Annotated in this window: 22 protein-coding genes; 13 read left to right on the top strand and 9 right to left on the bottom strand. The window is 60.9% G+C overall.

Translation table 11 applies throughout. The features are described from left to right. Positions 1–99: 99 nt before the first annotated feature. Complete coding sequence (gene betT, locus AB4O35_RS07260) at positions 100–2061, bottom strand: choline transporter BetT (protein ID WP_175403005.1); 1962 nt, start codon at positions 2059–2061, stop codon at positions 100–102. Positions 2062–2466: 405 nt separating this feature from the next. After that, positions 2467–3393, bottom strand: a complete 927-nt coding sequence (gene epsC, locus AB4O35_RS07255) for a serine O-acetyltransferase EpsC (RefSeq protein ID WP_065875866.1) — start codon at positions 3391–3393, stop codon at positions 2467–2469. A gap of 165 nt (positions 3394–3558) precedes the next feature. Between epsC and AB4O35_RS07250 the strand changes: the two genes are divergently transcribed. The 12 genes from AB4O35_RS07250 to AB4O35_RS07195 all read left to right on the top strand — a co-directional run bounded on the left by AB4O35_RS07250 (position 3559) and on the right by AB4O35_RS07195 (position 15463). Further along, a complete protein-coding gene (locus tag AB4O35_RS07250; protein ID WP_065879753.1) occupies positions 3559–4554 on the top strand; it encodes a D-cysteine desulfhydrase in 996 nt (331 codons plus the stop codon). 188 nt (positions 4555–4742) lie between these two features. Beyond that, positions 4743–5543, top strand: a complete 801-nt coding sequence (tcyJ, locus tag AB4O35_RS07245) for a cystine ABC transporter substrate-binding protein (protein WP_065875870.1) — start codon at positions 4743–4745, stop codon at positions 5541–5543. Beyond that, a complete protein-coding gene (gene tcyL, locus AB4O35_RS07240) occupies positions 5543–6208 on the top strand; it encodes a cystine ABC transporter permease (protein WP_049710605.1) in 666 nt (221 codons plus the stop codon). The genes tcyJ and tcyL overlap by 1 nt, the downstream gene beginning before the upstream one ends. A gap of 3 nt (positions 6209–6211) precedes the next feature. Then, a complete protein-coding gene (gene tcyN / locus AB4O35_RS07235; RefSeq protein WP_065875871.1) occupies positions 6212–6958 on the top strand; it encodes an L-cystine ABC transporter ATP-binding protein TcyN in 747 nt (248 codons plus the stop codon). Between the two features lie 370 nt (positions 6959–7328). Next, positions 7329–8093 (top strand): hypothetical protein, encoded by a 765-nt coding sequence (locus AB4O35_RS07230; protein ID WP_065875873.1) that lies wholly within the window; start codon positions 7329–7331, stop codon positions 8091–8093. A gap of 187 nt (positions 8094–8280) precedes the next feature. Then, positions 8281–9522 carry an SfnB family sulfur acquisition oxidoreductase gene (locus tag AB4O35_RS07225; RefSeq protein ID WP_065945609.1) on the top strand — a complete coding sequence of 414 codons (1242 nt, stop codon included), beginning with the start codon at positions 8281–8283 and terminating at the stop codon, positions 9520–9522. A gap of 24 nt (positions 9523–9546) precedes the next feature. Next, complete coding sequence (locus AB4O35_RS07220) at positions 9547–10740, top strand: SfnB family sulfur acquisition oxidoreductase (protein ID WP_065875877.1); 1194 nt, start codon at positions 9547–9549, stop codon at positions 10738–10740. Then, positions 10740–12092, top strand: a complete 1353-nt coding sequence (locus AB4O35_RS07215) for an LLM class flavin-dependent oxidoreductase (protein WP_065875880.1) — start codon at positions 10740–10742, stop codon at positions 12090–12092. The genes AB4O35_RS07220 and AB4O35_RS07215 overlap by 1 nt, the downstream gene beginning before the upstream one ends. Before the next feature lie 143 nt (positions 12093–12235). Further along, positions 12236–13051: a MetQ/NlpA family ABC transporter substrate-binding protein gene (locus AB4O35_RS07210; RefSeq protein ID WP_065879750.1), complete on the top strand. Its 816-nt coding sequence runs from the start codon at positions 12236–12238 to the stop codon at positions 13049–13051. Continuing rightward, positions 13048–14163 carry a methionine ABC transporter ATP-binding protein gene (locus AB4O35_RS07205; RefSeq protein ID WP_065879749.1) on the top strand — a complete coding sequence of 372 codons (1116 nt, stop codon included), beginning with the start codon at positions 13048–13050 and terminating at the stop codon, positions 14161–14163. Before AB4O35_RS07210 ends, AB4O35_RS07205 begins: the two co-directional genes overlap by 4 nt. Beyond that, positions 14153–14797: a methionine ABC transporter permease gene (locus AB4O35_RS07200; protein ID WP_016974994.1), complete on the top strand. Its 645-nt coding sequence runs from the start codon at positions 14153–14155 to the stop codon at positions 14795–14797. The genes AB4O35_RS07205 and AB4O35_RS07200 overlap by 11 nt, the downstream gene beginning before the upstream one ends. 39 nt (positions 14798–14836) lie before the next feature. After that, the gene (locus AB4O35_RS07195) at positions 14837–15463 is read left to right on the top strand and encodes a class I SAM-dependent methyltransferase (protein WP_065875886.1); all 627 of its coding nucleotides are present in this window, start codon (positions 14837–14839) and stop codon (positions 15461–15463) included. A gap of 132 nt (positions 15464–15595) precedes the next feature. Here the strand turns inward: AB4O35_RS07195 and AB4O35_RS07190 are convergent, their stop codons facing one another. From AB4O35_RS07190 to AB4O35_RS07180, 3 genes are read right to left on the bottom strand one after another with little or no spacing between them, the layout of a single operon-like run. Next, a complete protein-coding gene (locus AB4O35_RS07190; protein ID WP_065875888.1) occupies positions 15596–18661 on the bottom strand; it encodes an efflux RND transporter permease subunit in 3066 nt (1021 codons plus the stop codon). After that, positions 18658–19728 carry an efflux RND transporter periplasmic adaptor subunit gene (locus AB4O35_RS07185; RefSeq protein WP_065875890.1) on the bottom strand — a complete coding sequence of 357 codons (1071 nt, stop codon included), beginning with the start codon at positions 19726–19728 and terminating at the stop codon, positions 18658–18660. The genes AB4O35_RS07190 and AB4O35_RS07185 overlap by 4 nt, the downstream gene beginning before the upstream one ends. Further along, positions 19725–20807, bottom strand: a complete 1083-nt coding sequence (locus AB4O35_RS07180) for an efflux RND transporter periplasmic adaptor subunit (RefSeq protein WP_065879744.1) — start codon at positions 20805–20807, stop codon at positions 19725–19727. The genes AB4O35_RS07185 and AB4O35_RS07180 overlap by 4 nt, the downstream gene beginning before the upstream one ends. A gap of 230 nt (positions 20808–21037) precedes the next feature. On the opposite strand from AB4O35_RS07180, the gene AB4O35_RS07175 reads away from it, so the two are divergent. After that, entirely contained in the window at positions 21038–22198 is a 1161-nt protein-coding gene (locus AB4O35_RS07175) for an AAA family ATPase (protein ID WP_065910766.1), read from the top strand. Between the two features lie 124 nt (positions 22199–22322). Here the strand turns inward: AB4O35_RS07175 and AB4O35_RS07170 are convergent, their stop codons facing one another. The 4 genes from AB4O35_RS07170 to AB4O35_RS07155 are packed head-to-tail and all read right to left on the bottom strand — an operon-like array spanning position 22323 to position 25249. Continuing rightward, positions 22323–23174, bottom strand: coding sequence for a transporter substrate-binding domain-containing protein (locus AB4O35_RS07170; RefSeq protein WP_065890223.1), 852 nt, complete (start codon positions 23172–23174; stop codon positions 22323–22325). Beyond that, positions 23171–23947 carry an amino acid ABC transporter ATP-binding protein gene (locus AB4O35_RS07165; RefSeq protein WP_065890221.1) on the bottom strand — a complete coding sequence of 259 codons (777 nt, stop codon included), beginning with the start codon at positions 23945–23947 and terminating at the stop codon, positions 23171–23173. Before AB4O35_RS07165 ends, AB4O35_RS07170 begins: the two co-directional genes overlap by 4 nt. Continuing rightward, a complete protein-coding gene (locus AB4O35_RS07160; protein ID WP_065875899.1) occupies positions 23944–24603 on the bottom strand; it encodes an amino acid ABC transporter permease in 660 nt (219 codons plus the stop codon). The genes AB4O35_RS07165 and AB4O35_RS07160 overlap by 4 nt, the downstream gene beginning before the upstream one ends. Continuing rightward, a complete protein-coding gene (locus tag AB4O35_RS07155; RefSeq protein ID WP_003187615.1) occupies positions 24584–25249 on the bottom strand; it encodes an amino acid ABC transporter permease in 666 nt (221 codons plus the stop codon). The genes AB4O35_RS07160 and AB4O35_RS07155 overlap by 20 nt, the downstream gene beginning before the upstream one ends. Positions 25250–25331: the final 82 nt, after the last annotated feature.

The following is a 25331-nucleotide window of genomic DNA, read 5'->3' as shown; positions in this document are numbered from 1 at the left end:
CTTTTAACCAGCTGAATCGCTTAACTCTGCCCTTTCTTTTTACAGCAAAGTCTTGTCAGAGTGGTACGGTCCAATGACGTAAATGCGCGGTCCTTCGCCTCAGCGCACCAAATGCAGGAACTGCAGGTGCCGCTCGTACTGGTCGAGAATGTCGTTGATGATCTGCTCCTTGGTGTAGCCGACCAGATCGTAGTCCTGGCTGCCCTCGCTCAAGTGCACTTCCGCCCGGTAGTAGCGACGGTTGTTGAGCTGCTTGGAACCCATTCCACCGCGTGCAAATGACGGCGTGAAATAGCCACGCATCTGCACCTGATAAACGAACGGATGTTCCTCGCCGTGGCCGATTTCCAGGCTGACGCTGTCGTTGGACGGATCGGGCTGGGTGACAACCCTGAGGCCTTTTTCGACGAACACCGCCGTCACCTCTTCAATCGCCGGGCGCACCGTGGTCTCAAGGAACCGGTACACCTCATCCCGTGACGGGAAATGCACGGCCTGACTCAAGCGCTGGCGCCAGCCGCCTGTGCCCTTGCGTGAACCCGACACCGGCGCCAGCGAATGCAGTTGAGCGATCTGCTTCTGCGATTCGAGGTAGAACGCCTTGTGCAGCCCCCACATCATCAGCAGCAGGATCATCGAGAACGGCAACGAGGTCAGCACCACCGCAGATTTAAGCGAGTCGATGCTGCCGGCAAACAGCAAGGCACTGGTGACCAGCCCGGTCATCGCGCCCCAGAACACCCGCAGCCATTTCGGCCCATCTTCGTCGGCGTTGCCGCCCTTGGACGACAGGGTTGAGAGCACCACGGTGCCGGAGTCGGCCGACGTGACGAAGAACACGAAGCTGATAAACACCGTGACCGCGATGACGGTTTTGCTCCACGGGTAGGTTTCCAGCAGCAGGTAGAGGCTCATCGACGGGTCATTGATGGCCGACTGACCGAGTGCGGTCAGCCCGTGGTTGAGCACCTGGTCGATGGCGCTGTTGCCGAAGATCGACATCCACGCCAGGGTGAAGCCCAGCGGGATCAGCAGCACGCCGAACACGAATTCGCGGATGGTCCGGCCACGGGAAATGCGTGCGATGAACAGGCCCACGAACGGCGACCATGCAATCCACCAGGCCCAGTAGAACACCGTCCAACCGCCCAGCCAGTCGCTGGGTTTGTCGTAGGCATACACGTCGAAACTCTTGGTCGGCAAGGCGCCCAAGTAGTCACCGATGTTCTGGATCAGGGTGTTGAGCAAATGCTGGGTGGGCCCGGCGAACAGTACGAACAGCAGCAGCGCACAGGCCAGCAGCATGTTGATGTCGGACATCACCCGCACGCCCTTGTCGACGCCGGAGACGGCGACCAGGATCGCGGCGCCCATCATCAGCGTGATCAGGCCGACCTGAATCCATTGGGTATGAGCAATGCCGAACAGGTAATCGAGACCGGAGTTGAGGTGCAACACCCCAAAGCCCATGTCGGCGCCGAGGCCGAACACCGTGGCGATAATGCCGAAGCCATCCACCGCGTAACCGATGGGGCCATTGATGCGCTTGCCGATCAGCGGGTACAGCGCCGAACGCAACGCCAGCGGCAGGTTATGCCGGTAGGCGAAATACGCCAAGGCCATACCGACAAAGGCGAACACGCCCCAGCCGTGCAGGCCCCAGTGCAGAAACAGCACCTGCATGGCCTGGCGCGCGGCATCGGCGTTCATCGGCGCGCCCTGAGGCGGTTGCACCAAGTGCGTCAGCGGCTCGGACACGCAGAAGAAGAACAGCGTGATGCTGATCCCGGCGGCGAAGAGCATGCCGGCCCAGGACAGGTAACTGAATTCGGGCTCGTCGTGGTCGGCACCGAGTTTTATCTTGCCGTAGCCCGATAGCGCGGTGACCACCACGAAGACCAGATACAGGGTCATCGCCAGCATGTAGTACCAGCCGACCGTATTGGCCGCCCAGTTTTGCGCCGCCAGCAGCCAGGCGCCGGCCTGTTGCGGAATAGCGATGACCGTGATGCCGAACAGCAGGATGAAGCTGGCGGCAAAGTAGAAGACCGGCGCATTCATGCGCACCAGGCCGCTTGCGGGGGTGGACGATGCACTCATGAACGATGCACCCCGACGATGAGGGATGTGGCTGTAAATAACGGACTCAGCAAAGGTAAGCCTCCTGTTGTGAGCGGGCAGCGAACCACCGGGTTTAACTTGAACGAGCATTCAAGTTAAACATGGATAGGCGGTCTGGGACTAATCGCAGGGCCGAGCGGTAGACAATTCCTACACTAGCTCAGGGAAAGGTATGACGGGCGGAGATGACAAAACGTTCAGCACATAACCCGAGGAAAGATCAGAAAACGCCAAGCAATATGTGCCGCTCTACGACCGGGTCTATAACGACCTGGCCGCGCGGCGCAACGAATGGTTGCGCGAGCAAACCCGCCTGTCACTGAGTCGGCTTGACGGCTGACGCGTTTACTTTTGCGTGCCGTCATCGTGCTGCAGGTTCGCCTGCGTCAGGTTCGCCCCCGCCGGCACACTGCGAGTCAACCACACGTTGCCGCCGATGGTTGAGCCTTTGCCAATGGTGATGCGTCCCAGGATGGTCGCCCCGGCGTAAATCACCACGTCGTCCTCGACAATCGGATGGCGTGGGTGGCCCTTCTGCAACTGCCCATCTTCATCGGCCGGGAAGCGCTTGGCGCCCAGGGTCACGGCCTGGTAGATGCGCACGCGCTCGCCGATGATCGCGGTTTCGCCGATCACCACACCGGTGCCGTGGTCAATAAAGAAACTCGGGCCGATCTGCGCGCCGGGGTGGATATCAATACCGGTGGCCGAGTGGGCAATTTCCGCGCTGATCCGCGCCAACAGCGGTAGGCCGGCGCGGTACAGGTGGTGGGCCAGGCGATGGTGAATCACCGCCAGGATCCCCGGATAGCACAGCAGCACTTCATCAACACTGCGCGCGGCCGGGTCGCCGTGATAGGCGGCGAGAACGTCGGTGTCCAACAGGCTGCGCAGGGACGGCAGGGCCAGGGCGAAATCCTGGATCAGCCGGATGGCGTGAGCATCGACAGTGCTGTCGTCCTGGGCGCCCTGGCGCGCAGCGTAGCGCAACTCCAGGCGCGCTTGACCAAGCAGAGCATTGAGTGCCACATCGAGGGTATGGCCGACGTAAAAATCTTCACTCTCTTCACGCAGGTCCACCGGACCCAGGCGCATGGGGAAAAGCGCGCCACACAGTGCTTCGAGAATCTGCGCCACCGCCTCGCGTGACGGCAACTCACGGCCGCCATGCTCGCCACTCAAGCGCCCATTGCGCGTTCGCCACTGGTCCCGGGCGCCGCGCAGTTGGCTGACGATGGTCTGTAGTTGCCAATGACTGGAACGCTCACTCACGGTATTCACTCCTGACGAAATGGCCATCACTTTACGGTATGCGCCCGGGCCACTCTTAAGAACCAATGGTGTGATACTAAGAACTGTCCGGAATAAGCGATTGTCGGTTGCCCGATGAAAAGTGCCTGCCTATAGTCGCCCCATACTCATCAACCGTGCGTAGCCATGATCAAACAACAGCTCGACCGTTTTAACCGCCTGGAATTGCTGGGCGGCGCCACTGCCCTGGAAAAACTCGAGCGGCTGTCGGCCTGGCTGGGCAGGGATGTGTACGTCAAGCGCGACGACACCACGCCGCTGGCCATGGGCGGCAATAAGCTGCGCAAACTTGAATACCTGGCCGCCGATGCCATCGCCCAAGGCGCCGACACCCTGGTGACCGCCGGCGCTATCCAGTCCAATCACGTACGCCAGACCGCTGCGCTGGCCGCCAAGCTGGGCCTGGGCTGCGTTGCCTTGCTGGAAAACCCTACCGGTACCGACGACCCCAACTACCTGGGCAATGGCAACCGCCTGCTGCTTGACCTGTTCGACGCCAAAGTAGAGTTGGTGGAAAACCTCGACAACGTCGACGACCAGCTCAATGCCCTCGCCGACCGCCTGCGCAGCAGCGGCAAGAAGCCGTACCTGGTGCCTATCGGCGGCTCCAATGCCCTGGGCGCCCTGGGTTATGTACGCGCCGGGCTTGAGCTGGCCGCGCAGATCGAAGACAGCGGCATCGAATTTGCCGCCGTGGTGTTGGCCTCCGGCAGTGCGGGGACCCACAGCGGCCTCGCCCTGGCCTTGAGTGAAGTGCTGCCAGACCTGCCCGTAATTGGCGTCACCGTGTCGCGTACCGACGAAGCCCAGCGCCCGAAAGTGCAGGACTTGGCCGAACGTACCGCGCAGTTGCTGGGTGTGGATATCCCGCAAGCGTTCAAGGTGATCCTGTGGGACGAATACTTCGGGCCGCGCTATGGCGAACCGAACGCCGGCACCCTTTCTGCGGTCAAGCTATTGGCGAGTCAGGAAGGCCTGCTGCTGGACCCGGTCTACACTGGCAAGGCCATGGCCGGCTTGCTGGACGGTATCGGCCGTAACCGGTTTGAAGACGGGCCGATTATTTTCCTGCATACCGGCGGGGCGCCGGCGTTGTTTGCCTATGACTCAGTGTTCAGCTGAATAAACGCTCCCACATTAGATCTTTTATATATTCCAAAAAAGAATATCAATTTATATTTATATTATTTTCAAGTCTTAAAAACCAGCTTTATAGTCGCGCCGTAGGCGAAGACGCGCTACGCGCTTTAAGGCAGGATACGACTACCGCGTCACCTGCTTCGCTCAACATAAAAACACAGGGGCTCTTCATGACTATTTCTGTATTCCGTCGCACGTTGCTGGTCGGCACTTTGGGCCTGGCACTCGGGGCTGGCCTGATGGGCCAGGCAATTGCCGGCGAGCAGCTGAACAACATCAAGAAAGCCGGCGTCATCAACGTCGGTCTGGAAGGCACTTACCCACCCTTCAGCTTTGTAGGGGAAGACGGCAAGCTCGCGGGTTTTGAAGTGGAGTTTTCCGAAGCGCTGGCCAAGGAGCTGGGCGTGAAGGTCAAACTGCAGGCCACCAAGTGGGACGGCATCCTGGCCGCACTGGAATCCAAGCGACTGGACGCGGTGATCAACCAAGTCACCATTTCCGAAGAGCGCAAAAAGAAGTACGACTTTTCTGAGCCCTACACCGTTTCCGGGATTCAGGCGTTGGTACTGAAGAAGAACGAAGACAAACTCAATATCAAATCTGCTGCCGACCTGGCCGGTAAAAAGGTCGGGGTGGGCCTGGGCACCAATTACGAGGAGTGGGTGAAAGCCAACGTCAAGAACGCTGATATCCGCACCTACGAAGATGACCCAACCAAGTTCCAGGACCTGCGCATCGGCCGTATCGACGCCATCCTGATCGACCGCCTGGCGGCACTGGAATACGCCAAAAAAGCCCCGGACACCGCCGCTGCCGGTGACGCGTTTTCTCGTCAAGAAGCAGGCGTAGCCCTGCGTAAAGGCGAGCCTGAGTTGCTGGCTGCGGTCAACAAGGCCATCGAAAAACTGCGCGCAGACGGCACGTTGAAAAAACTCTCCGAGAAGTACTTCAACGCTGACGTCACCCAATAATGGAAGAAAAGTTTCAATTGATCCTGAATTCCACGCCCTTCTTGATGCAGGGCGTGTACTTCACCGTGATCTTGAGCCTGGGCGGTTTGTTTTTCGGCTTTGTGCTGGGCTTCGGCCTGGCCTTGATGCGTTTGTCGCGCTTCAAGACGCTGAGTTGGATCGCCCGCGTCTACGTGTCGTTCTTTCGCGGTACGCCGTTGCTGGTGCAGCTGTTCATGATGTATTACGGCTTGCCGCAAGTGGGTATCGAACTCGACCCGATTCCCGCCGCGTTGATCGGCCTCTCATTGAACATGGCAGCGTATATCTGTGAAACCTTGCGCGCCGCCATCAGCTCTATCGAGCGTGGCCAGTGGGAAGCCGCTGCCAGTATCGGCATGACCCGTGTGCAGACCCTGCGTCGGGCGATCCTGCCGCAGGCGATGCGTACTGCATTGCCACCGCTGGGTAACAGCTTTACATCGCTGGTGAAGGACACCTCGCTGGCAGCGACCATCCAAGTGCCCGAGCTGCTGCGCCAGGCGCAGTTGGTGTCCGCGCGCACGTTCGAGATTTTCGCGATGTACCTGTCGGCCGCCCTGATCTACTGGGTGCTGGTCAGCATCCTGGCGTATTTCCAAAATCGTCTGGAAGCCCGGGTCAACCGGCATGACCTGGAGTCCTGAAGCATGATCGTGGTTGAAAAACTGACCAAACAATTCAACGGTCAGGTGGTGCTCAACGGCATCGACCTTGAGGTCAAGGAAGGCGAAGTCATCGCCATTATCGGCCCCAGCGGTTCCGGCAAGACCACCTTCCTGCGCTGCCTGAACTTCCTCGAACAGCCCACCAGTGGCCGCATCAAGGTAGGCGACATCGAAATCGACACCAGCAGGCCGATCAACCAGCAACAAAGCCTGGTGCGGCGCCTGCGCCAGCACGTGGGGTTTGTATTCCAGAGCTTCAACCTGTTCCCGCACCGCACTGCGCTGGAAAACGTCATCGAAGGCCCCACCGTGGTCAAGAAGATGCCACGCGAAGCCGCTGACACCCTGGGGCGCAAACTGCTGGCCAAGGTGGGCCTGGCAGGTAAGGAAGATGTCTACCCACGGCGCTTGTCCGGTGGCCAGCAACAGCGCGTGGCGATTGCGCGTGCACTGGCCATGGAGCCGGAGGTGATTCTGTTTGACGAACCCACCTCGGCGCTGGACCCGGAGCTGGTGGGCGAAGTGCTGGCGACCATTCGCAGCCTTGCCGAAGAAAACCGCACCATGGTCATCGTCACCCACGAGATGAGCTTTGCCCGTGACGTGGCCAACCGCGTGATCTTCTTCGACAAGGGCGTGATCGTTGAACAAGGCGAAGCCAAGACGCTGTTTGCCAACCCCAAGGAAGAACGCACCCGGCAGTTTTTGAGCAAGTTTCTGGCGCACTGAACCCCTGTGTGGGAGCTGGCTTGCCTGCGATGCAGACACCTCGGTAGAGCAGTCACACCTGGGTGATGCTATCGCAGGCAAGCCAGCTCCCACACAAGGGTGTTCCTACAGGAAGTCCTCATTCCAACCTGTAAAACATCCCCCCGTATCCGCCTGAATATCCCCGCCCCAGTCAGACCCTTCTGAATATCGCCAAACCCGCCGTTTAGCCTTTTGCCGCCATTGACGCCCCTTGGCCAACCCTCTTATCTAGCGTTCAGAGGATTGGATCCTATCCCAGCTGTTTTCTGAATCGTTCATTTCGGTCACCCCGCGCACCCGCGCCAAAGGTCCGGGACGATTGCTGCTGGCTGTATCAAGGAGATTATTTATGACGCCCCCCCTGCTCACTGCCCCGACACTGCCCCAGGCCATCGGCAATGGCATCAATGCCCTGGCCGCCACACACCTGCAGGTCGACATCGCGCCGTATCCCGGCATGGATGAAGGCGACCTGATCGAGCTGTTCTGGAACAACTGCTTTGCCGCTTCACGGCGGGTGACCGCGTGCAAGGTCGGCGCATTCACCCACCTGCGGGTGCCGGAAAGTTTCGTGCTGGATGGACCGGCTCAGGTCCATTACCAGGTCATGCAGATCGGCCATGGCCCTGCGCGCTCCGCCGAAACGCGGGTGCGCGTAAAGACCCACTACCCTGGCGGCCAACCCTCGCCCCTGTACCGCGACGAAAACCACAACCTCGCCCCCGTGGGCCTGCCCGAGACCATCCGCCGCTGCGGCGTCAACGCCAGCCAGGTACGGCGTGGTATTCCCCTGACCATCGAGCCGTACCTGAACATGACCACCGGCGATGCCATCACCCTGCGCTGGGGCGATGTGCGCCTGGATCTGCCGAAGATCCAGGCCAGGGAAATCGGCCAGGCGGTGCAGGTGTGGGTGCCTTCGACGGTGATTGTCGAAGCCGGCGACGACTGCCGGCTGGAGGTGACCTATTGCATTCTGGATCGCGTCGGCAACAACTCACGCTGGGCACCCGCCCGCACTTTACGCATTGCCGCCGAGGTGCCAACCCACCCGGCCGGGACTGCGCTGATCTATCGTCCCCGCCCTCTCGGGTCGCCCTGCGAACCTGGGTGACAGACCTTCTATGCATATTCCCAAAAGTTAGTTTATTTAAATATTTAACACGCTTAGGGTATATGCACCGGACCACCGGACATCTCTGATTTTTCTGTTTTTATTTCATTGAATGCGAGGTCGGTATGGTCAGAATTACCCCGGTGCGCAACGCCAGGGCATTACGTGCAGCCAAGGAGCGGCGCTGATGTCTAACTTGGCTCTAACAACTCCCCAGCGTGATCTGGATGTAGCCCCCCTGCTGTTGCCGGCCGCTGTGCTGCGCAACGATGCAGAGGCGTTGAACGCTGCCCGTGAGCTGGCTCAGGCTGCGCGCCTGCAAGCCGCCAAGCGCGACAGGCAACGCCGGCTGCCGTGGGCGCAGATTGAACAGTTCACCCGCAGTGGGCTGGGCAGTATTTCCATTCCCCGTGAATACGGCGGCCCGCAGGTGTCTTTTGTAACCCTGGCCGACGTGTTCGCGATCATCAGCGCGGCAGACCCGGCCCTCGGGCAGATCCCGCAGAACCATTTCGGCATCCTGCACCTGTTACAGGGTGCGGCCACCGAGCGCCAGAAAAAGCAGCTGTTCCAGAGCGTCCTCGACGGTTGGCGCATCGGCAATGGCGGCCCGGAACGCGGGACCAAGAACACCCTGGAGCTCAAGGCGCGCATCACCGCCAAGGGTGACGGTTACCTAATCAGCGGCCAGAAGTTCTATTCCACCGGCGCGCTGTTTGCGCATTGGGTTGCGGTAAAAGCCCTGAACGATGACGGCAAGCAGGTCATGGCGTTCGTGCGCCGTGGCACCGAAGGGCTGCGCATTGTTGATGACTGGTCGGGCTTCGGCCAACGCACTACTGCCAGTGGCACGGTGCTGCTGGACCAGGTGCCGGTGGACGCCGAACGGGTCGTGGAAAACTGGCGCATCGGCGAAACCCCGAACATCCAGGGCGCCGTTTCCCAACTGATTCAGGCCGCCATCGACGCCGGCATTGCGCGCGGCGCGCTTGAGGACACCATCGCCTTCGTTCGTGAACGCTCGCGTCCCTGGATCGATGCCAAGGTCGAACGCGCCAGTGATGACCTGTATGTGATCGCCGATATCGGCAAGCTCAAGATCGAACTGCACGCCGCCGAAGCCCTGCTGCGCAAGGCCGGTCAGGTGCTGGACCAGGTCAGCGCCGCGCCGATCACCGCTCAGTCAGCCGCGCGTGCGTCGATTGCCGTGGCCGAGGCGAAAGTGCTGACCACCGAAGTGTCGCTGCTGGTCAGCGAAAAGCTCTTCGAACTGGCCGGCAGCCGCGCCACCCTCGCCGAGTTCAACCTCGACCGTCACTGGCGCAACGCGCGGGTGCACACCCTGCACGACCCGGTGCGCTGGAAGTATCACGCGGTGGGCGCTTATCGACTGAACGGCACGTTGCCGGCTCGACATTCCTGGATCTGACTGACCAGACATCTGGAGAACATCATGACTTTCTCTAACCCCGTCGCGGTCATTACCAGCGACGAACACGCCCTTATTGTCGCCAGCGACCTGGCCGAAGACTTCCGCCGCGACAGCGCCCAGCGCGACCGCGAGCGCCGCCTGCCCTTGCCCGAGCTGGACGTGTTTTCGCGCTCCGGCCTGTGGGGCATCAGCGTGCCCAAGGAGTACGGCGGCGCAGGCGTGTCCAACGTCACCCTGGCCAAGGTCATTGCGCTGATCGCCCAGGCTGACGCCTCGCTGGGCCAGATCCCGCAGAACCATTTCTACGCACTGGAAGTGCTGCGCGTAAACGGCAGCCCGGCGCAGCAAAAACGCCTGTACGCCGAAGTCCTAGCCGGCCAACGCTTCGGCAACGCCCTGGCGGAACTGGGCACCAAGACCGCCCATGACCGCGTTACGTCCATCACCCGCGACGGCGATGGTTTTCGCATCAGTGGCCGCAAGTTCTATTCCACCGGCGCGATCTACGCCCAACGCATTCCCACCTCGGTGGTGGATGAACAGGGCGTGCAGCAACTCGCCTTTGTACCGCGCGACAGCGAAGGCCTGACGGTCATCGACGACTGGAGCGGCTTCGGCCAGCGCACCACCGGCAGCGGTTCGGTGGTGTTCGACAACGTGTGGGTCGCCGCGCATGACGTGATCCCGTTCCAAAGCGCCTTCGAACGCCCGACCACCGTTGGCCCGCTGGCGCAGATCCTCCATGCGGCCATCGACACCGGCATTGCCCGCGCCGCCTTTGAAGATGCGTTGCACTTCGTTCGCACCAAGACCCGTCCGTGGATCGATTCCGGCAGCGACAAGGCCACCGAAGACCCGCTGACCCTGAAAAGCTTCGGTCACCTGAGCATCCGCCTGCACGCCACCGAGGCGCTGTTGGAACGCGCAGGAGAATTTCTCGACCGCGCCCAGGCCGACAGCAACGCCGAGACCGTGGCTGCCGCCTCGATTGCCATCGCCGAAGTCCGCGCCTTGAGCACCGAAATCTCCCTGGCCGCCGGCAGCACGCTGTTTGAACTGACCGGCAGCCAGGCCACCCTGGCCGAGCACGGCCTTGACCGTCACTGGCGCAACGCTCGCGTGCACACCCTGCACGACCCGGTGCGCTGGAAGTACCACGCGGTGGGCAATTACTACCTCAACAATGAAAACCCGCCACTGCGGGGGACCATTTGATGGCGAAGAAAAAAATCCTGCTCAATGCCTTCAACATGAACTGCATCGGGCACATCAACCACGGCCTGTGGACCCACCCACGGGACACGTCCACCCAATACAAAACCATCGAGTACTGGACCGACCTGGCGCAAACCCTGGAGCGTGGGCTGTTCGACGGCCTGTTCATCGCCGATATCGTCGGTGTGTACGACGTGTACCAGCACTCGATTGATGTGCCGCTCAAGGAGTCGATCCAACTGCCGGTGAATGACCCGTTGCTGCTGGTCTCGGCCATGGCCGCCGTCACAAAAAACCTCGGCTTCGGCCTCACCGCCAATCTCACCTATGAGCCGCCGTATCTGTTTGCCCGGCGCATGTCCACGCTCGACCACCTGAGCCGTGGCAGGGTCGGTTGGAACATCGTCACCGGCTACCTCGACAGCGCCGCCAAGGCCATGGGGCTTACCGAGCAAGTCGAGCACGACCGCCGTTATGACCAGGCCGATGAATACCTGGAGGTGCTCTACAAACTCTGGGAAGGCAGTTGGGAAGACGACGCAGTGATCAACGATCCACAAGCGCGGGTGTATGCGCAGCCGGGCAAGGTGCACAAGGTCGAGCATCACGGTGAGTTCTATCAGGTGGAGGGTTATCACCTGTGCGAACCCTCGCCGCAACGTACGCCGGTGCTGTTTCAGGCGGGCAGTTCGGACCGGGGCTTGCTGTTCGCCGGGCGTCATGCCGAATGCGTGTTCATCAGCGGACAGAACAAGACCGCGACCAAGCTCCAGGTGGACAAGGTGCGCGCCAGCGCCGTGGAAGCCGGGCGCAACCCGGATGACATCAAGGTGTTCATGGGCCTCAACGTGATCGTTGGCGCCACTGAAGCGCTGGCCTGGGCCAAGCACGCCGAATACCTGAGCTACGCCAGCGCGGAGGCCGGCGTGGCGCATTTCTCGGCGTCCACCGCGATCGACTTCGCTCAGTACGAACTGGACGAGCCGATCCAATACGTGAAGAGCAACGCGATCCAATCGGCCACCAAGAACCTGCAGAACAACGACTGGACCCGGCGCAAATTGCTCGAGCAACACGCCCTGGGCGGGCGCTATATCACGTTGGTGGGATCGCCTGAGCAGGTTGCTGATGAGTTGGAGTCGTGGATCAGTGAGACCGGCCTGGATGGCTTCAACCTGACGCGCATTGTCACGCCGGAAAGTTACGTGGATTTCATTGATCTGGTGGTGCCGGAGTTGCAGCGCCGCGGCTCGTACAAGACTGCTTATGACACCGGAACGCTGCGCGAAAAGGTCTTCGGTGGCAGCGCCCGCTTACCCGAACAACACACCGGCTCGACCTACCGACACTGAACCAAAACTGTGGGAGCTGGCTTGCCTGCGATAGCGGTAGGTCAGCGAATACACATGTGGCTGAAAGACCGCCATCGCAGGCAAGCCAGCTCCCACAGTTGACCGAGTTGTTAATGAATACACCTTATGACTGGAAATCGACCATGAAAAAAACACTGCTCTCTCACCCAGTCAAAGCACTGGCCCTGGCCTTCGGTTTGTTCAGCTCTGCGGCGTTCGCCGCCGATGCGCCGTTGAAAATCGGCACCACCGCCGCCTTCGCCATTCCCCTGGAAGCCGCGGTAGCCGAAGCCGACAAACAAGGCCTGAAGGTCGAGCTGGTGGAGTTCACCGACTGGATCGCGCCCAACGTCAGCCTGGCCGCCGGTGATATCGACGTGAACTACTTCCAGCACATCCCATTCCTGGAAAACGCCAAGGCCGCCGCCGGTTTTGACCTGGTGCCGTACGCGCCGGGCATCATCAACAACGTCGGGCTGTATTCGAAAAAATATAAAAGCATCAACGACTTGCCCCAGGGCGCCAGCGTGGCGATTGCCAACGACCCGATCAACAGCGGTCGCGGCCTCCAATTGCTGGCCAAGGCTGGCCTGATCACCCTCAAGCCGGGCGTGGGCTACAAGGCCACCGAAGAAGACATTGTGACCAACCCGAAAAAGATCAAGATCCTGCAAGTCGAGGCCGTACAACTGGTGCGCGCTTATGACGATGCAGACCTGGTGCAGGGCTACCCGGCCTATATCCGCCTGTCCAAAACCTTCGATGCTGAGTCGGCGCTGCTGTTCGACGGCCTCGACCACCCGGAGTACGTGATCCAGTTCGTGATCCAGCCGAAAAGCAAAACCGACCCGCGGGTGATCAAGTTCGTCGATATCTACCAGCACTCGCCCGTGGTACGCGCTGCGTTGGATAAGTCCCTCGGCAAGCTCTACCAAGTCGGCTGGGAAGATAAAAAATGACCGCCGCCAATGCCCAATTGCGCGACCTGGGCTCAGCGCCCAGGGACGCCGAGCAGACAGAACTGCATCCGGACCTGAACCGCGCCCATGTGCGTTTTATCAACCTGGGCAAGACCTATGACGGCACCGTGCACGCCTTGCAAGGCATAGACCTGGCGATACAGCGCGGTGAAGTGTTCGGCATTATCGGCCGCAGCGGCGCCGGCAAGTCGTCGCTGATCCGCACCATCAACCGCCTGGAGCAGCCCAGCAGCGGACGGGTGCTGATCGATCAGGTGGACATTGGCGAATTTGACGAAGACCGCCTGGTGGCGCTGCGTCGGCGTATTGGCATGATCTTCCAGCACTTCAATTTGATGTCGGCCAAGACCGTGTGGCAAAACGTCGAATTACCACTGAAAGTGGCCGGAGTGCCCAAGCCCCAACGTGAGCAAAAGGTGCGCGAACTGCTGGAATTGGTGGGTTTGCAGGACAAGCACACGTCCTACCCGGCGCAGCTTTCCGGCGGGCAAAAACAGCGCGTGGGCATCGCTCGTTCGTTGGTACACGACCCAGAGATTTTGCTCTGCGACGAAGCCACCTCGGCCCTTGATCCAGAGACCACCCAGTCGATCCTCGGCCTGCTGCGTGAGATCAATCGGCGCCTGGGCCTGACCATCGTATTGATCACCCATGAGATGGCAGTGATCCGCGAAATCTGCGACCGCGTGGTGGTGTTGGAACACGGGCGCATCGTTGAACAGGGCCCGGTATGGCAAGTGTTTGGAAACCCGCAACATGACGTCAGCAAAACCCTGCTGGCACCGCTGCAACATGGGCTGCCGGACGAGTTGCAAAGCCGTTTGCAGGCCACACCGCAATCCACCGATGCCGCTGTGGTGCTGCGTTTGCAGTTTACCGGCAGCGATACCGACGAGCCGGACCTGGCCGCGTTGTTCAGCGCGCTCGGCGGGCGTGTACGCCTGCTGCAAGGCGGCGTGGAACGTATCCAGGGGCACGCCCTGGGGCAACTGCTGCTGGCGGTGAGTGGCTCGCCCCACGACGCCTGCGAGCTGCGTAAACGCGCCGGGAATTGGGCACAACAGGTGGAGGTGCTGGGCTATGTGGTTTGATCGTTTAGTACAGGGCGCCATCGACACCTTGTTGATGGTCGGCGTGTCGTCGCTGATCGCGTTGCTGGTGGGAATTCCACTGGCGGTGTTCCTGGTCACCAGCGACAAGGGCGGCATTTACCAAGCCCCGGCGCTGAACCGCGTGCTGGGGGCGTTCGTCAATCTGTTCCGCTCGATTCCGTTCTTGATCCTGATGGTGGCATTGATCCCGTTCACCCGATTGATCGTCGGCACCACCTACGGCGTGTGGGCGGCGGTCGTGCCATTGACCATCGCCGCCACGCCATTTTTTGCACGGATTGCCGAGGTGAGCCTGCGTGAGGTTGACCACGGCCTGATCGAAGCCGCGCAAGCCATGGGCTGCCGACGCTGGCACATCATCTGGCACGTGCTGCTGCCGGAAGCGTTGCCGGGAATTGTCGGCGGGTTCACCATCACCCTGGTGACCATGATCAACTCGTCCGCCATGGCCGGGGCGATTGGCGCGGGCGGTTTGGGTGACATCGCCTACCGCTACGGTTATCAGCGCTTCGATACGCAGATCATGCTGACGGTGATCGTGCTGCTGGTGATTCTGGTGGCGGTGATTCAGTTGGGTGGGGATCGGTTGGCGCGGGTGTTGAACAAGCGGTGAGGTATAGTCGGACCATCTCAGCGCCCGGTATTGCTCTCCATGACTCTCAAGCCCGACGACCTCGACCAGATCACCGCCACCACCCTTGGCCACTACAACACAGTGGCTGAGGATTTCCGCGAAGGCACCCGCGATCACGATGTGAGCCAGAACATCGACGCGCTGTTGCGGCATATCCAGGGCTCCGCGCCGTTTACCGTGCTGGATTTCGGCTGCGGGCCGGGGCGCGATTTGCAGACGTTTACGCGCATGGGGCATATCGCCGTGGGGCTTGATGGTTCGGAGCGGTTTGCGCAGATGGCGCGCGAAGACAGTGGCTGTGAAGTGTTGCAGCAGGATTTCCTCAAACTGGATCTGCCGGCCCGGCGCTTCGATGGAATCTTTGCCAATGCGGTGCTGTTTCACATTCCCAAGCAGGAATTACCGCGTGTGCTGGAGCAGCTTCACGGGTCGTTGAAATCAGGCGGAGTCTTGTTCAGCTCCAATCCACGCGGCGAAAACCGGGAAGGCTGGAACGGGCCACGGTATGGGTCTTATCACGACCTGGAGGCGTGGCAGTCACTGCTGACAGCGGCTGGGTTTGATGAGTTGGAGCATTACTACCGTCCCGCTGGGTTGCCTCGGGAGCAGCAACCGTGGCTGGCGAGTGTCTGGCGCAAACGCTGAAAGCAGCCTGGCAATGCATTCCGACTGTGGGAGCGGGCTTGCTCGCGAATGCGGGGTGTCAGTCAGTACATCTGTAACTGAGCTACCGCATTCGCGAGCAAGTCGAATCGTCGCACCGCCGCTCCCACATTTTTAACTGCGTTTTTCCTGGGTTTCCTGTTTGGGTTCGCGGATTTTGTACCAAGCCACATACAGCGCCGGCAGGAATAACAGCGTCAGCAACGTGGCGATGATAATCCCGCCAATCATCGCGTACGCCATCGGCCCCCAGAACACTTCCCGCGCAATCGGGATCATGCCCAGGCTCGCCGCCGCCGCCGTGAGCAGGATCGGCCGACGCCGGTGCTCGGTAGCTTCCACCACCGCATCCCACGGCGTATAACCGGCCACCTCGTATTCATGGATTTGCGTCACGAGGATCACCGAGTTGCGGATGATGATGCCGATCAGCGCCAAAATACCCAGGATTGCCACAAAGCCCATGGGCGTGCCGGTGGGAATCAGCGCCAGCACCACGCCGATCAGCCCCAGCGGCGCAACACTCGCCACCAGAAACATCTTCTGCACACTGTGCAGCTGGATCATCAGGAAGGTTGCCATGAGGAACAGCATCAATGGCACCACGCTGGCAATCGGGCCCTGGGCCTTGCCGCTTTCCTCCACGGTACCGCCGGTGGCGACCTTGTAGCCCACCGGCAAACCGGCGCTGAACTTGTCGATTTCCGGCTTGAGCTGCTTCACCAGATCCGTCGGCTGCATCTCATCGCGCACCGAGGCCTTGATGGTGATAGTCGGCTTGCGATCGCGGCGCCACACCAGCGGCTGCTCCAACTCATAGCGTACGGTGGCGAAGGCCAGCAGCGGAATCGAGGTGCCGTTGGGCGTGACGATCTGCAGGTTCTGCAAGGTTTCCGGCGTGCCGCGCTCGGCGTCTTCGGCGCGGCCGACCACGTTGATCAGGTAGATATCATCGTGTACTTGGGTCACCGAAGCGCCGCTGACCACGCTGTTCATCAACTGCGCCACGTCTTCCGACGACAGCCCCAGTTGCCGCGCCTTGTCCTGGGCAATGTCGATGCGCAGCACTTTGCCCGGCTCGTTCCAGTCGTAGATGATCTCGCCCAGGTGGGTGTTCTTATCCAACAACGTCGCCAGTTCGATGGCGTGTTTGCGCACCTGGTCGGTGTCTTTGCCCGACACGCGATACTGAATCGGGCGCCCCACCGGCGGGCCCATTTCCAGCGGCTGCACAAAGCTGCCGATGCCGACAAAGTCATCACGCAGGCGCTTTTGCAGACGCTGGATCAACTCGCCGCGCTCCTCCAGGCCCTTACTCACGATGACCAACTGCGCGTAGTAGGGGTTTTCCAGTTGCTGGTCGAGCGGCAGGTAGAACCGGATCGCGCCCTGGCCGATGTAGGTGCTCCAGCGCGAAATGTCCGGATCATCCTTGATGATCGCTTCCAGACGGTCGACGGCTTTACGGGTCTCGTTGATCGAGGCGTTCTGCGGCAGGTTGAGGTCGACGAGGATTTCCGGGCGGTCCGACGAGGGGAAGAACTGGTTCTGCACAAACTGCATGGAGAACACCGACGCCACAAACAGCGCCACGGTGATGCCGATCGCCCACCAGCGGTTACGCATGGCCCACAGCATGCCGCCATTGAAAGCGCGGCCAATTCGCCCCGGCTCGCCATCGTGCGGCTTCACGTTGGCGCTGAGAATATGCACGCCGATCACCGGCGCAAACAGCACCGCCACCACCCACGACACCAGCATCGCCACGGCAATGACCGCGAACAGGGTGAAGGTGTACTCGCCCGCCGAGCTGGCGTTAAGGCCAATCGGCACGAAGCCGGCGACCGTCACCAAAGTACCGGTGAGCATCGGAAACGCCGTCGAGGTGTAGGCGTAGGTCGCCGCCTGCTCCTTGGTTTCGCCTTTTTCCAGGCGCGTGATCATCATCTCGACGGTGATCATCGCGTCATCCACCAACAGGCCTAAGGCGATAATCAAGGCGCCCAGCGATACCCGCTGCATGGTGATGCCGCTGTACTCCATGAACACGAACACCAGCGCCAGCACCAACGGAATCGAGCACGCCACCACCAGCCCGGCGCGCATGCCCAGGCTGATAAAACTCACCACCAGCACGATAATCACCGCTTCGAACAGCGCACTGGTAAAGCCGCCGACGGCTTCTTCCACCACTTCCGCCTGGTCGGAGACCTTGTGCACGCCGACGCCCACCGGCAGGTCGGCGGTCAACTCGTCCATGCGTTCATGCAGGGCCTTGCCGAACGACTGGATATTGCCGCCCTTCTGCATCGCGATGGCCAAGCCTAACGCCGGCTTACCGTTGAAGCGGAACATCGGCCGCGCCGGGTCGACGTAGCCACGCGTGATCTCTGCGATATCTGCCAGGCGATAGAAGCGGTCATTGAGCCGCAGGTTGACGTTGGCCAGGTCTTTCTCCGAGGCAAATTGCCCCGACGTGCGCACGGAAATCCGCTCCGGCCCGGCCTCGATCACCCCGGCCGGGGTCACCGCATTTTGCGACTGCAGGCTCTGCACGACCTGGCGCTGATCAATCCCCAGGGCCGCCAGCTTGCGCGTGGAAAAATTCAGGTAAATCACTTCGTCCTGCTGGCCGATCATCTCGACCTTGCCCAACCCCGGCACCGAACGAATCTCAGCGCGCACCTGTTCCACGTAGTCGCGCAACTGGCGCATCGAAAGGCCGTCGCCGGTAAAGGCGTACACCGAGCCGAACACATCACCGAACTCATCGTTGAATGACGGCCCCTGCAAACCTTGAGGGAAGTTGCCGCGAATATCGTCGATCTTCTTACGGACCTGGTACCAGATGCCCGGGATGTCCTTGGCGCTGGTGGTGTCCTTGAGGAACACGAACACCGTGGACTCGCCCGGCCGCGTGTAGCTTTTTACGTAGTCGAGGGAGTCCAGCTCTTCGAGTTTTTTCTCGATGCGGTCAGTGACCTGCTTGAGGGTTTCTTCCTGGGTCGCGCCCGGCCAGCGGGTTTGGATCACCATGGTCTTGATGGTGAACGAGGGGTCTTCCTCGCGGCCCAGGTTCATGTAGGAGAACACGCCCATCAGCAGCGCGACGAACATCAAGTACCAGACGAAAGACTGATGCTTGAGGGCCCAGTCGGATAAGTTGAAACTCCCTTTCATCGCGGGCTGTCCTCGTCGATTTTGACCTTCTGCCCAGGCTTCAGGCTGTTCACGCCAGCGGTGACAATGCGCTCGCCGGGTTTGACGCCGCCATTGAGCAAGGCGCTGTTGGCATCACGGCTGATCACGCTGATGTCGCGCGGTTGCACGGTCTGGCTTTGGGTGTCGAGCAGCCAGATGCGGGTCTTGCCGTCGACGTCCTGCAGGGCGCTCAGGGGCACTTCGATGCGCGGGGCGATGGCGGTGCTCAGAGTGACGCTGATCGCCGTGCCGAGGCGGAATGCCGGTGGTGTTTCGGCCAGCGTTAGCCGCGCGCGACGGGTGCGTGTGGCGCTTTGCGCCTGGGGCTCAATCTCGCGCACGATGGCTGTGGTGTTGACGCTCGGGTCGAGTTGCCCGGCGACTAGGAACACCACGTCATGCGGCAGGCGCTCGGCAAGGCCGGCAGGCAAATCAATCACCGCTTCCTTGATATCCGGACGGGCCAGGGTCACCACTTGCTGTCCAGCGCTGACCACCTGGCCGGCCTCGGCATTCCAGGCGGTGACGATGCCAGCATGGTCGGTGCGCAGTTCGGCGTAGTTGAGTTGGTCTTTGGCTTGATTGACTGAGGCTTGTGCCTGCTCGAGGGTGGCCTGGGTGGTTTTCAGGTCAGTCTGGGCAATATCCAACTGGGCCTGGGCGCCGACGCCACGGTTGAACAGCTCCTGCTGACGGCGGGCGTTGGCCTGGGCATTGATGAATTGCGCCTGTACGCGCGCCAGATCGCCCTGGGCGGAACGCAATTGGTTCTGTTGGTCAGTGGGATCGAGTACGGCGAGCAAGGCACCCTTCTCCACTTCGGCCCCCACATCCACGGCGCGCCGCGCAATACGCCCAGGCACGCGAAAGCCCAGGTTACTTTCGTAGCGGGCCTGGATGGTGCCGGCAAAACGACCGAGGTTTTCCTGATCTTCCGATGTTACTTCCATGGACAGCACCGGGCGCAGGGGCTCCGGCGGCGGCTCTTCCTTCGAACAGGCAACCAGCAACAGGCTGGCGGCGAGTACCCCCGTCAGGCGCTTCATGGCTGCGCTCCTTGCTGGGCGATCTCGACCAGCATGCCGGGGTGCAGCAATTGCCCACCGGCCACCACCACTTTTTCGCCGCCTTTGAGGCCATCGCCAATGATGACCTTGCCGGTGAGGTAACGCGCCACGGTAACTTTATGCAATTGCGCCTTGCCGTCGCCGTCGATCAACCAAACGGCGGGCTCGCTGAGATCTTTGGTCAGCGCGGCCCAGGGTAATTCGATACTGGCCTTGGCCGGACCATTGGCGGTAGCGCTCACCACCGAGCCCAGCTCCATGCCCTTGGGCAGGGCTTGCAGGGCGATTTTCACCTGCACGGTGCCGGTATTCGCGGCCACGGCTGGCGTGACCTCACGGACCTTGCCCACGGCCTTGATGCTCGGGTTATCCAACAGGCTGACGGTGATCGGCGCATCCGGCGGCGGCTCTACCAGCAGCGACTCGTACACGTTGAATACGGCATCACGCTCGCCATCGCGGGCCAGGCTGAAAATCGGCACAGTGGCCTGTACCACCTGGCCGACCTCGGCCTGACGCGCCGTAATCACACCCGGCGCTTCGGCGATCAGCGCGGTATAACCGAGTTGTTCGCGGGCATTGGCCAACTGGGCTTGGGCGGCCGCCAGTGCACTTTGACTGCTGCGCAGCGCGGCCTGGGCGGAATCGTATTCGCTGCGACTGGTGTAGCCCTTGGGCAGGAGCTTTTCCTGGCGGACAAAGGCGGCGGCGGTTTGCTTGACGCGCGCCTGCTCGGCCACGACCTGGGCCTGGGCGGAATCAACGTTGGTTTGCAAATCCTTCGGGTCGAGCTTGGCCAGCACTTGCTTGGCGGTTACGCGGTCACCCACATCCACCATGCGCTGGATAATCTTACCGCCGACGCGAAACGACAGATCGGTTTGCACCCTGGCCTGGATATCACCGGTGAGCGTGACTGCCGCCGCAAAATCCGCCGACTGCACGGTCTGCACAAACACCCGTGAATGCGCCTTGGGTTCGGCCTTTTCCTCGCCACAGCCGCTCAGTAGCGTCAGTAAGCCAAGACCAAAAATACAGGTGGAAATGCGAGCGCCCATGCAGGCTCCTTTTGCGTGATGCCGACTTGCCAGTGTTTATGCGACTGTGAGCTTAGTTCAGGGTTCCACAGGTGGGCGCTTTCTGTAGTGAGCGGGCTTGCCCCGCGCTGGACTGCGAAGCGGTCCCCCGCCAGGTGCAGAAGTTCTTTCCGATAGAATGCGGTGATTCCTTTTGGGGCTGCTACGCACCCCAGCGCGGGGCAAGCCCGCTCACTACAGGTATGTGACCGATGCTCAAGACCCTCGCGGTGGCCAATTACCGCTCGATCAACACATTAGTGGTGCCCCTGGACCGGCTGAACCTGGTCACCGGGCCCAATGGCAGCGGCAAGTCCAACTTGTACCGCGCGCTGCGCCTGCTGGCGGAAACCGCCCAGGGCGGGGTGATCAATGCGCTGGCCCGTGAAGGCGGATTGGACTCCACCTTCTGGGCCGGGCCGGAAACCATCAGCCGGCGCATGCGCAGCGGTGAGGTGCCGGTTGAGGCCACCGTGCGCCAGGGCGTCAAACGCTTGCGCCTGGGCTTTGCCGGGGACGACTTCAGCTACGCGATTTCCCTTGGGCTGCCGGAAAAGACTCTGTCGTACTTCTCCCTGGACCCGGAAGTAAAGAAGGAATGCATCTGGGCCGGCCACCTCTACCGTCCGGCGAGCCTGCTGGTGCAACGGTCCGGGCCCATGGTGCGCGCACGCGACGGTCGAAACTGGGATGTCCTCGCCCAGCACACGCCCAACTATCACAGCCTATTTGACCAGGTCGGCAGCCTGCGCGGCTCGCCGGAGGTGTTGCTGCTGCGGGAAAGCATCCGTGGCTGGCGCTTTTATGATCACTTTCGCAGCGATGTGGATGCACCGGTACGCCAGCCGCAATTGGGTACGCGCACACCGGTTTTGCACCACGATGGGCGCGATCTGGCGGCAGCGTTGCAGACGATCCGCGAGATCGGCGACCCCGAGGCTTTGCAGCGGGCGGTGAGCGATGCGTTCCCCGGCGCGCGCCTGAATATCGAGCCGCTACAGGGCGGGCGTTTTGCGATTGAGTTTTATCAGGAAGGTTTGCTGCGGCCACTGTCGGCGGCAGAGTTATCCGACGGCACCTTGCGATACTTGCTACTGATCGCGGCGCTGCTGACGCCGAGGCCACCGACCATGATGGTGCTGAACGAGCCGGAGACCAGCCTGCACCCGGATTTGTTACCGGCGTTGGCGCGCTTGATTATCCAGGCTTCGCAGCATTGCCAAGTGTGGGTGGTGTCCCATGCCAGCCGCTTGATTGCGGCGTTGCAGCAGGATGAGGGGTGTAATTCGATTGTGCTGGAGAAGGTGTTGGGGGAGACACGGATCGTCGGGCAGGGGATTCTGGATGCGCCGGCTTGGCATTGGCCAGAATAGGCGTCGCCTGTACTGGCCTCATCGCGGGCAAGCCCGCTCCCACATTTTGATGTGTGAATACTTTCAAATGTGGGAGCGGGCTTGCCTGCGATAGCGGTAGGTCAGTCACTCAATAATTAACTGATCAGCCCTGCCACTTCCCACCCTCAACAATCACACTCTCAGGCTTGGTGTCATCGCTCAGTTCTTTACGCACGTATTGGTCGTAGAGCTTGAGCAGGAATTTCTCCTCACCCAACTTCGCCAACTCGGCATTCACCCAGTCACGCAGTTCGATGTTGCCCTTCTTCACCGCTGGCGCAATCGGCGCTTCATCACCGAGTTTTTCTTCCAGCACGCGGTAACCCGGGTTCTGCTTGGCCCAACTGAACAGCACCAGGTTGTCTTGGGCGTAGGCATCACCCCGGCCAGCGGACAGCGCTTGCAGCGACTCGGAGTTTTTCTCGAACTTGAGCAGTTTCCAGTCCGGGTGGTTCTTGGTCAGCCAGATATCAGCCGTGGTACCGGTGGTGACGATGGTCGTACGGGTGGCCAGGTCATCCAGGCTTTTCACGGCGCTATTGTTTGGCACCAGGGCCTGTACCGCGACTTTCAGGTTGGGGTTGGTGAAGTCCACCGCTTCCTTGCGCTCCGGGGTCACAGTCATGTTGGCAAGGATCAGATCGACCTTGTCGCTTTGCAGAAACGGAATACGGCTGGCCGGCTCGACCGCCACGAATTCGACTTTGTTTTCGTCGCCCAGCAGGTCCTTGGCGAATTGACGGCCAATGTCGGTATCGAACCCCACATAGCGACCGGTTTCGTTGACAAAACCGAACGGCGGCTTGTCGGTGAAGACGCCGACGATCAGTTTGTCGCGCGCCTTGATCTTGTCGATGGAGCTTACGGTGGCAGCCGGCTTTACAGGCTCTTCGGCCTTTTTATCGCACCCGGCCAGTAAGGCGACGGCAAACAGTGGCAGCAGTAACTTTTTCATATCAGCGCAAGTTCCTTAGGTTTTTTGGGCAGTGTTGACACAAAGGAGAACTTCTCCAGGAACTGCTGCGCGCGTGCGGTTTGCGGGTTCGTAAAGAATTCTTCGGGGGTGTTGTGTTCAAGGATGCGACCGGCCTCCATAAACACCACGCGGTCGGCGACGGCGCGGGCGAAGGCCATTTCGTGGGTGACGATCAGCAGGGTCATGCCATCGCGGGCCAGGCCCTGGATCACTTCCAGCACTTCCTTGACCATTTCCGGGTCGAGGGCGGCGGTGACTTCGTCAAACAGCATCACTTTGGGGTTCATGCACAACGAGCGGACGATGGCGATGCGTTGCTGCTGGCCGCCAGAGAGCTGGCGTGGGAAGGCGTCGCGCTTGTCGGCCAGGCCCACGCGGTCCAGCAGCTTTTCGGCCTGCTCACGGGCTTCACGAGGGTCGCGTTTTTGCACCTTCAACGGGCCGAGCAGGATGTTGTCGAGCACGCTCATGTGCGGGAACAGGTGGTAACTCTGGAACACCATGCCAATGTCCTGGCGCACCTGGCGCCAGTCGGTTTTCTTGTCCAGTAGCTCATTGCCGGCAAAGCGCAGGCTACCGCTATGCGCGACTTCCAGACCATTAAGGCAACGCAGCAAGGTGCTTTTGCCGCAGCCACTGGGGCCGAGGATCACCACCACTTCACCGCTTTGCACACTCAGGTCGATGCCCTTGAGCACCTGCGCCTCGCCAAAGAACTTGTTGAAACCCTGAAACTCGATCAATGCGCTCATGCTTGGGCCCAGCGCCGTTCCAGCACCTTGGAGGCGGCCGACAACGGGTAGCAGATAAAGAAGAAAAACAGGAACAGCACGCCATAGATCAGAACCGACTCATAGGTGCGTTCGATGATTTGCTGGCCGACCTTGATCACATCCACCACGCCGATCAGCACCGCCAGGGAGCTGGTCTTGATGATGCGCGTGTAGACGTTGATGGTCGGTGGCGTCATGCGCTTTAGCGCCTGTGGCAGCAGCACGTAGCCGTAGAGCTGCGGATCAGACAGGCCTATCGACAACCCCGCCTCGCGCTGGCCGCGAGGCAACGAATGCAAGGCGCCACGCACCACTTCGCCGACTTCACTGGCGCCCCACAACGACAGCACCAGCACCGCGCACCAGAAACTCGGGATGCTCAGGCCAAAGAAAATCGGCAGACCGAAAAACAGCAGGTACAACCACACCAGCACCGGGATTGCGCGAAACAGCTCCAGATAAACCCGCAGCGCCGCGTTGATCAGCGTGTTATTCAAGGTGCGCAGCACGCCATACAACACGCCACCGACGGTGCTGAAGGCGATGCTCAAGAATGAAATCGACAGGGTTTGCGCAGCGCCCTTGCCCAGTTGCGGCAACGACACCCACAACAACTCAAGACCCGAACTGGCCATGTTGGAGCCTCCTTTCCAAGCGGCTGAGCAGCAGCGACAGCGGCAAGAACAGCAGTACGCAAATCAGCGTCAGCACGGCGAGCATCTCGTAAGTCTTGTAGTACAGCGCGATGTAGCTCTTGGTGGTGTAGAGAATCTCCGGCACCGCCACGGCCGAGACCACGGTGGTTTCCTTGAGCAGGAAGATGAAATTGGCGAACAGCGCCGGCAGGCTGAGAATGCCGGCCTGCGGCAGGATCACATGCCGCAGCAGTTGCCAATCGGACAGGCCGATGGACTTGCCCGACTCGATCTGCGCCAGCGGCACGGCTTCCACACCGGCGCGCAGCACTTCAGTGAGGTACGCGCCGCCAAGGAACGTCATGGTGATGATCGCCGCCCAGAACCCGGAAATATTGAAGCCCAGGGCCGGCAGCGCGAAGTACACGAAAAACAGTTGGATCAGCAGCGGCGTGTTGCGGGCCAGCTCCACGTACAGCGCCACCAGGCGCGACAGGTACGGCGTGCGAAACACCAGCAGCGCCGCGTTGATCAGCGCCACCAGCAGCGAGGTGGCAATGGCGATCAAGCCTACTTGCAGGGTCACCCCCACGGCTTTCAAAAACGCCGGCAGGGTGCTGAGGATAAAAGCGAAATCGAAGGTCATTTCCAGTCCATGACGCCGCAAGGGTAATGCAGCGAGCGCAATCCGATCCGACATGGGTAACGCCGGGTAGCGCGAACTTTAA

This window comes from Pseudomonas sp. H1_A03, from assembly GCF_054685145.1.
Note: the sequence above shows the minus strand (reverse complement) of the source record. Positions and strands in the feature narration are given on the sequence as shown.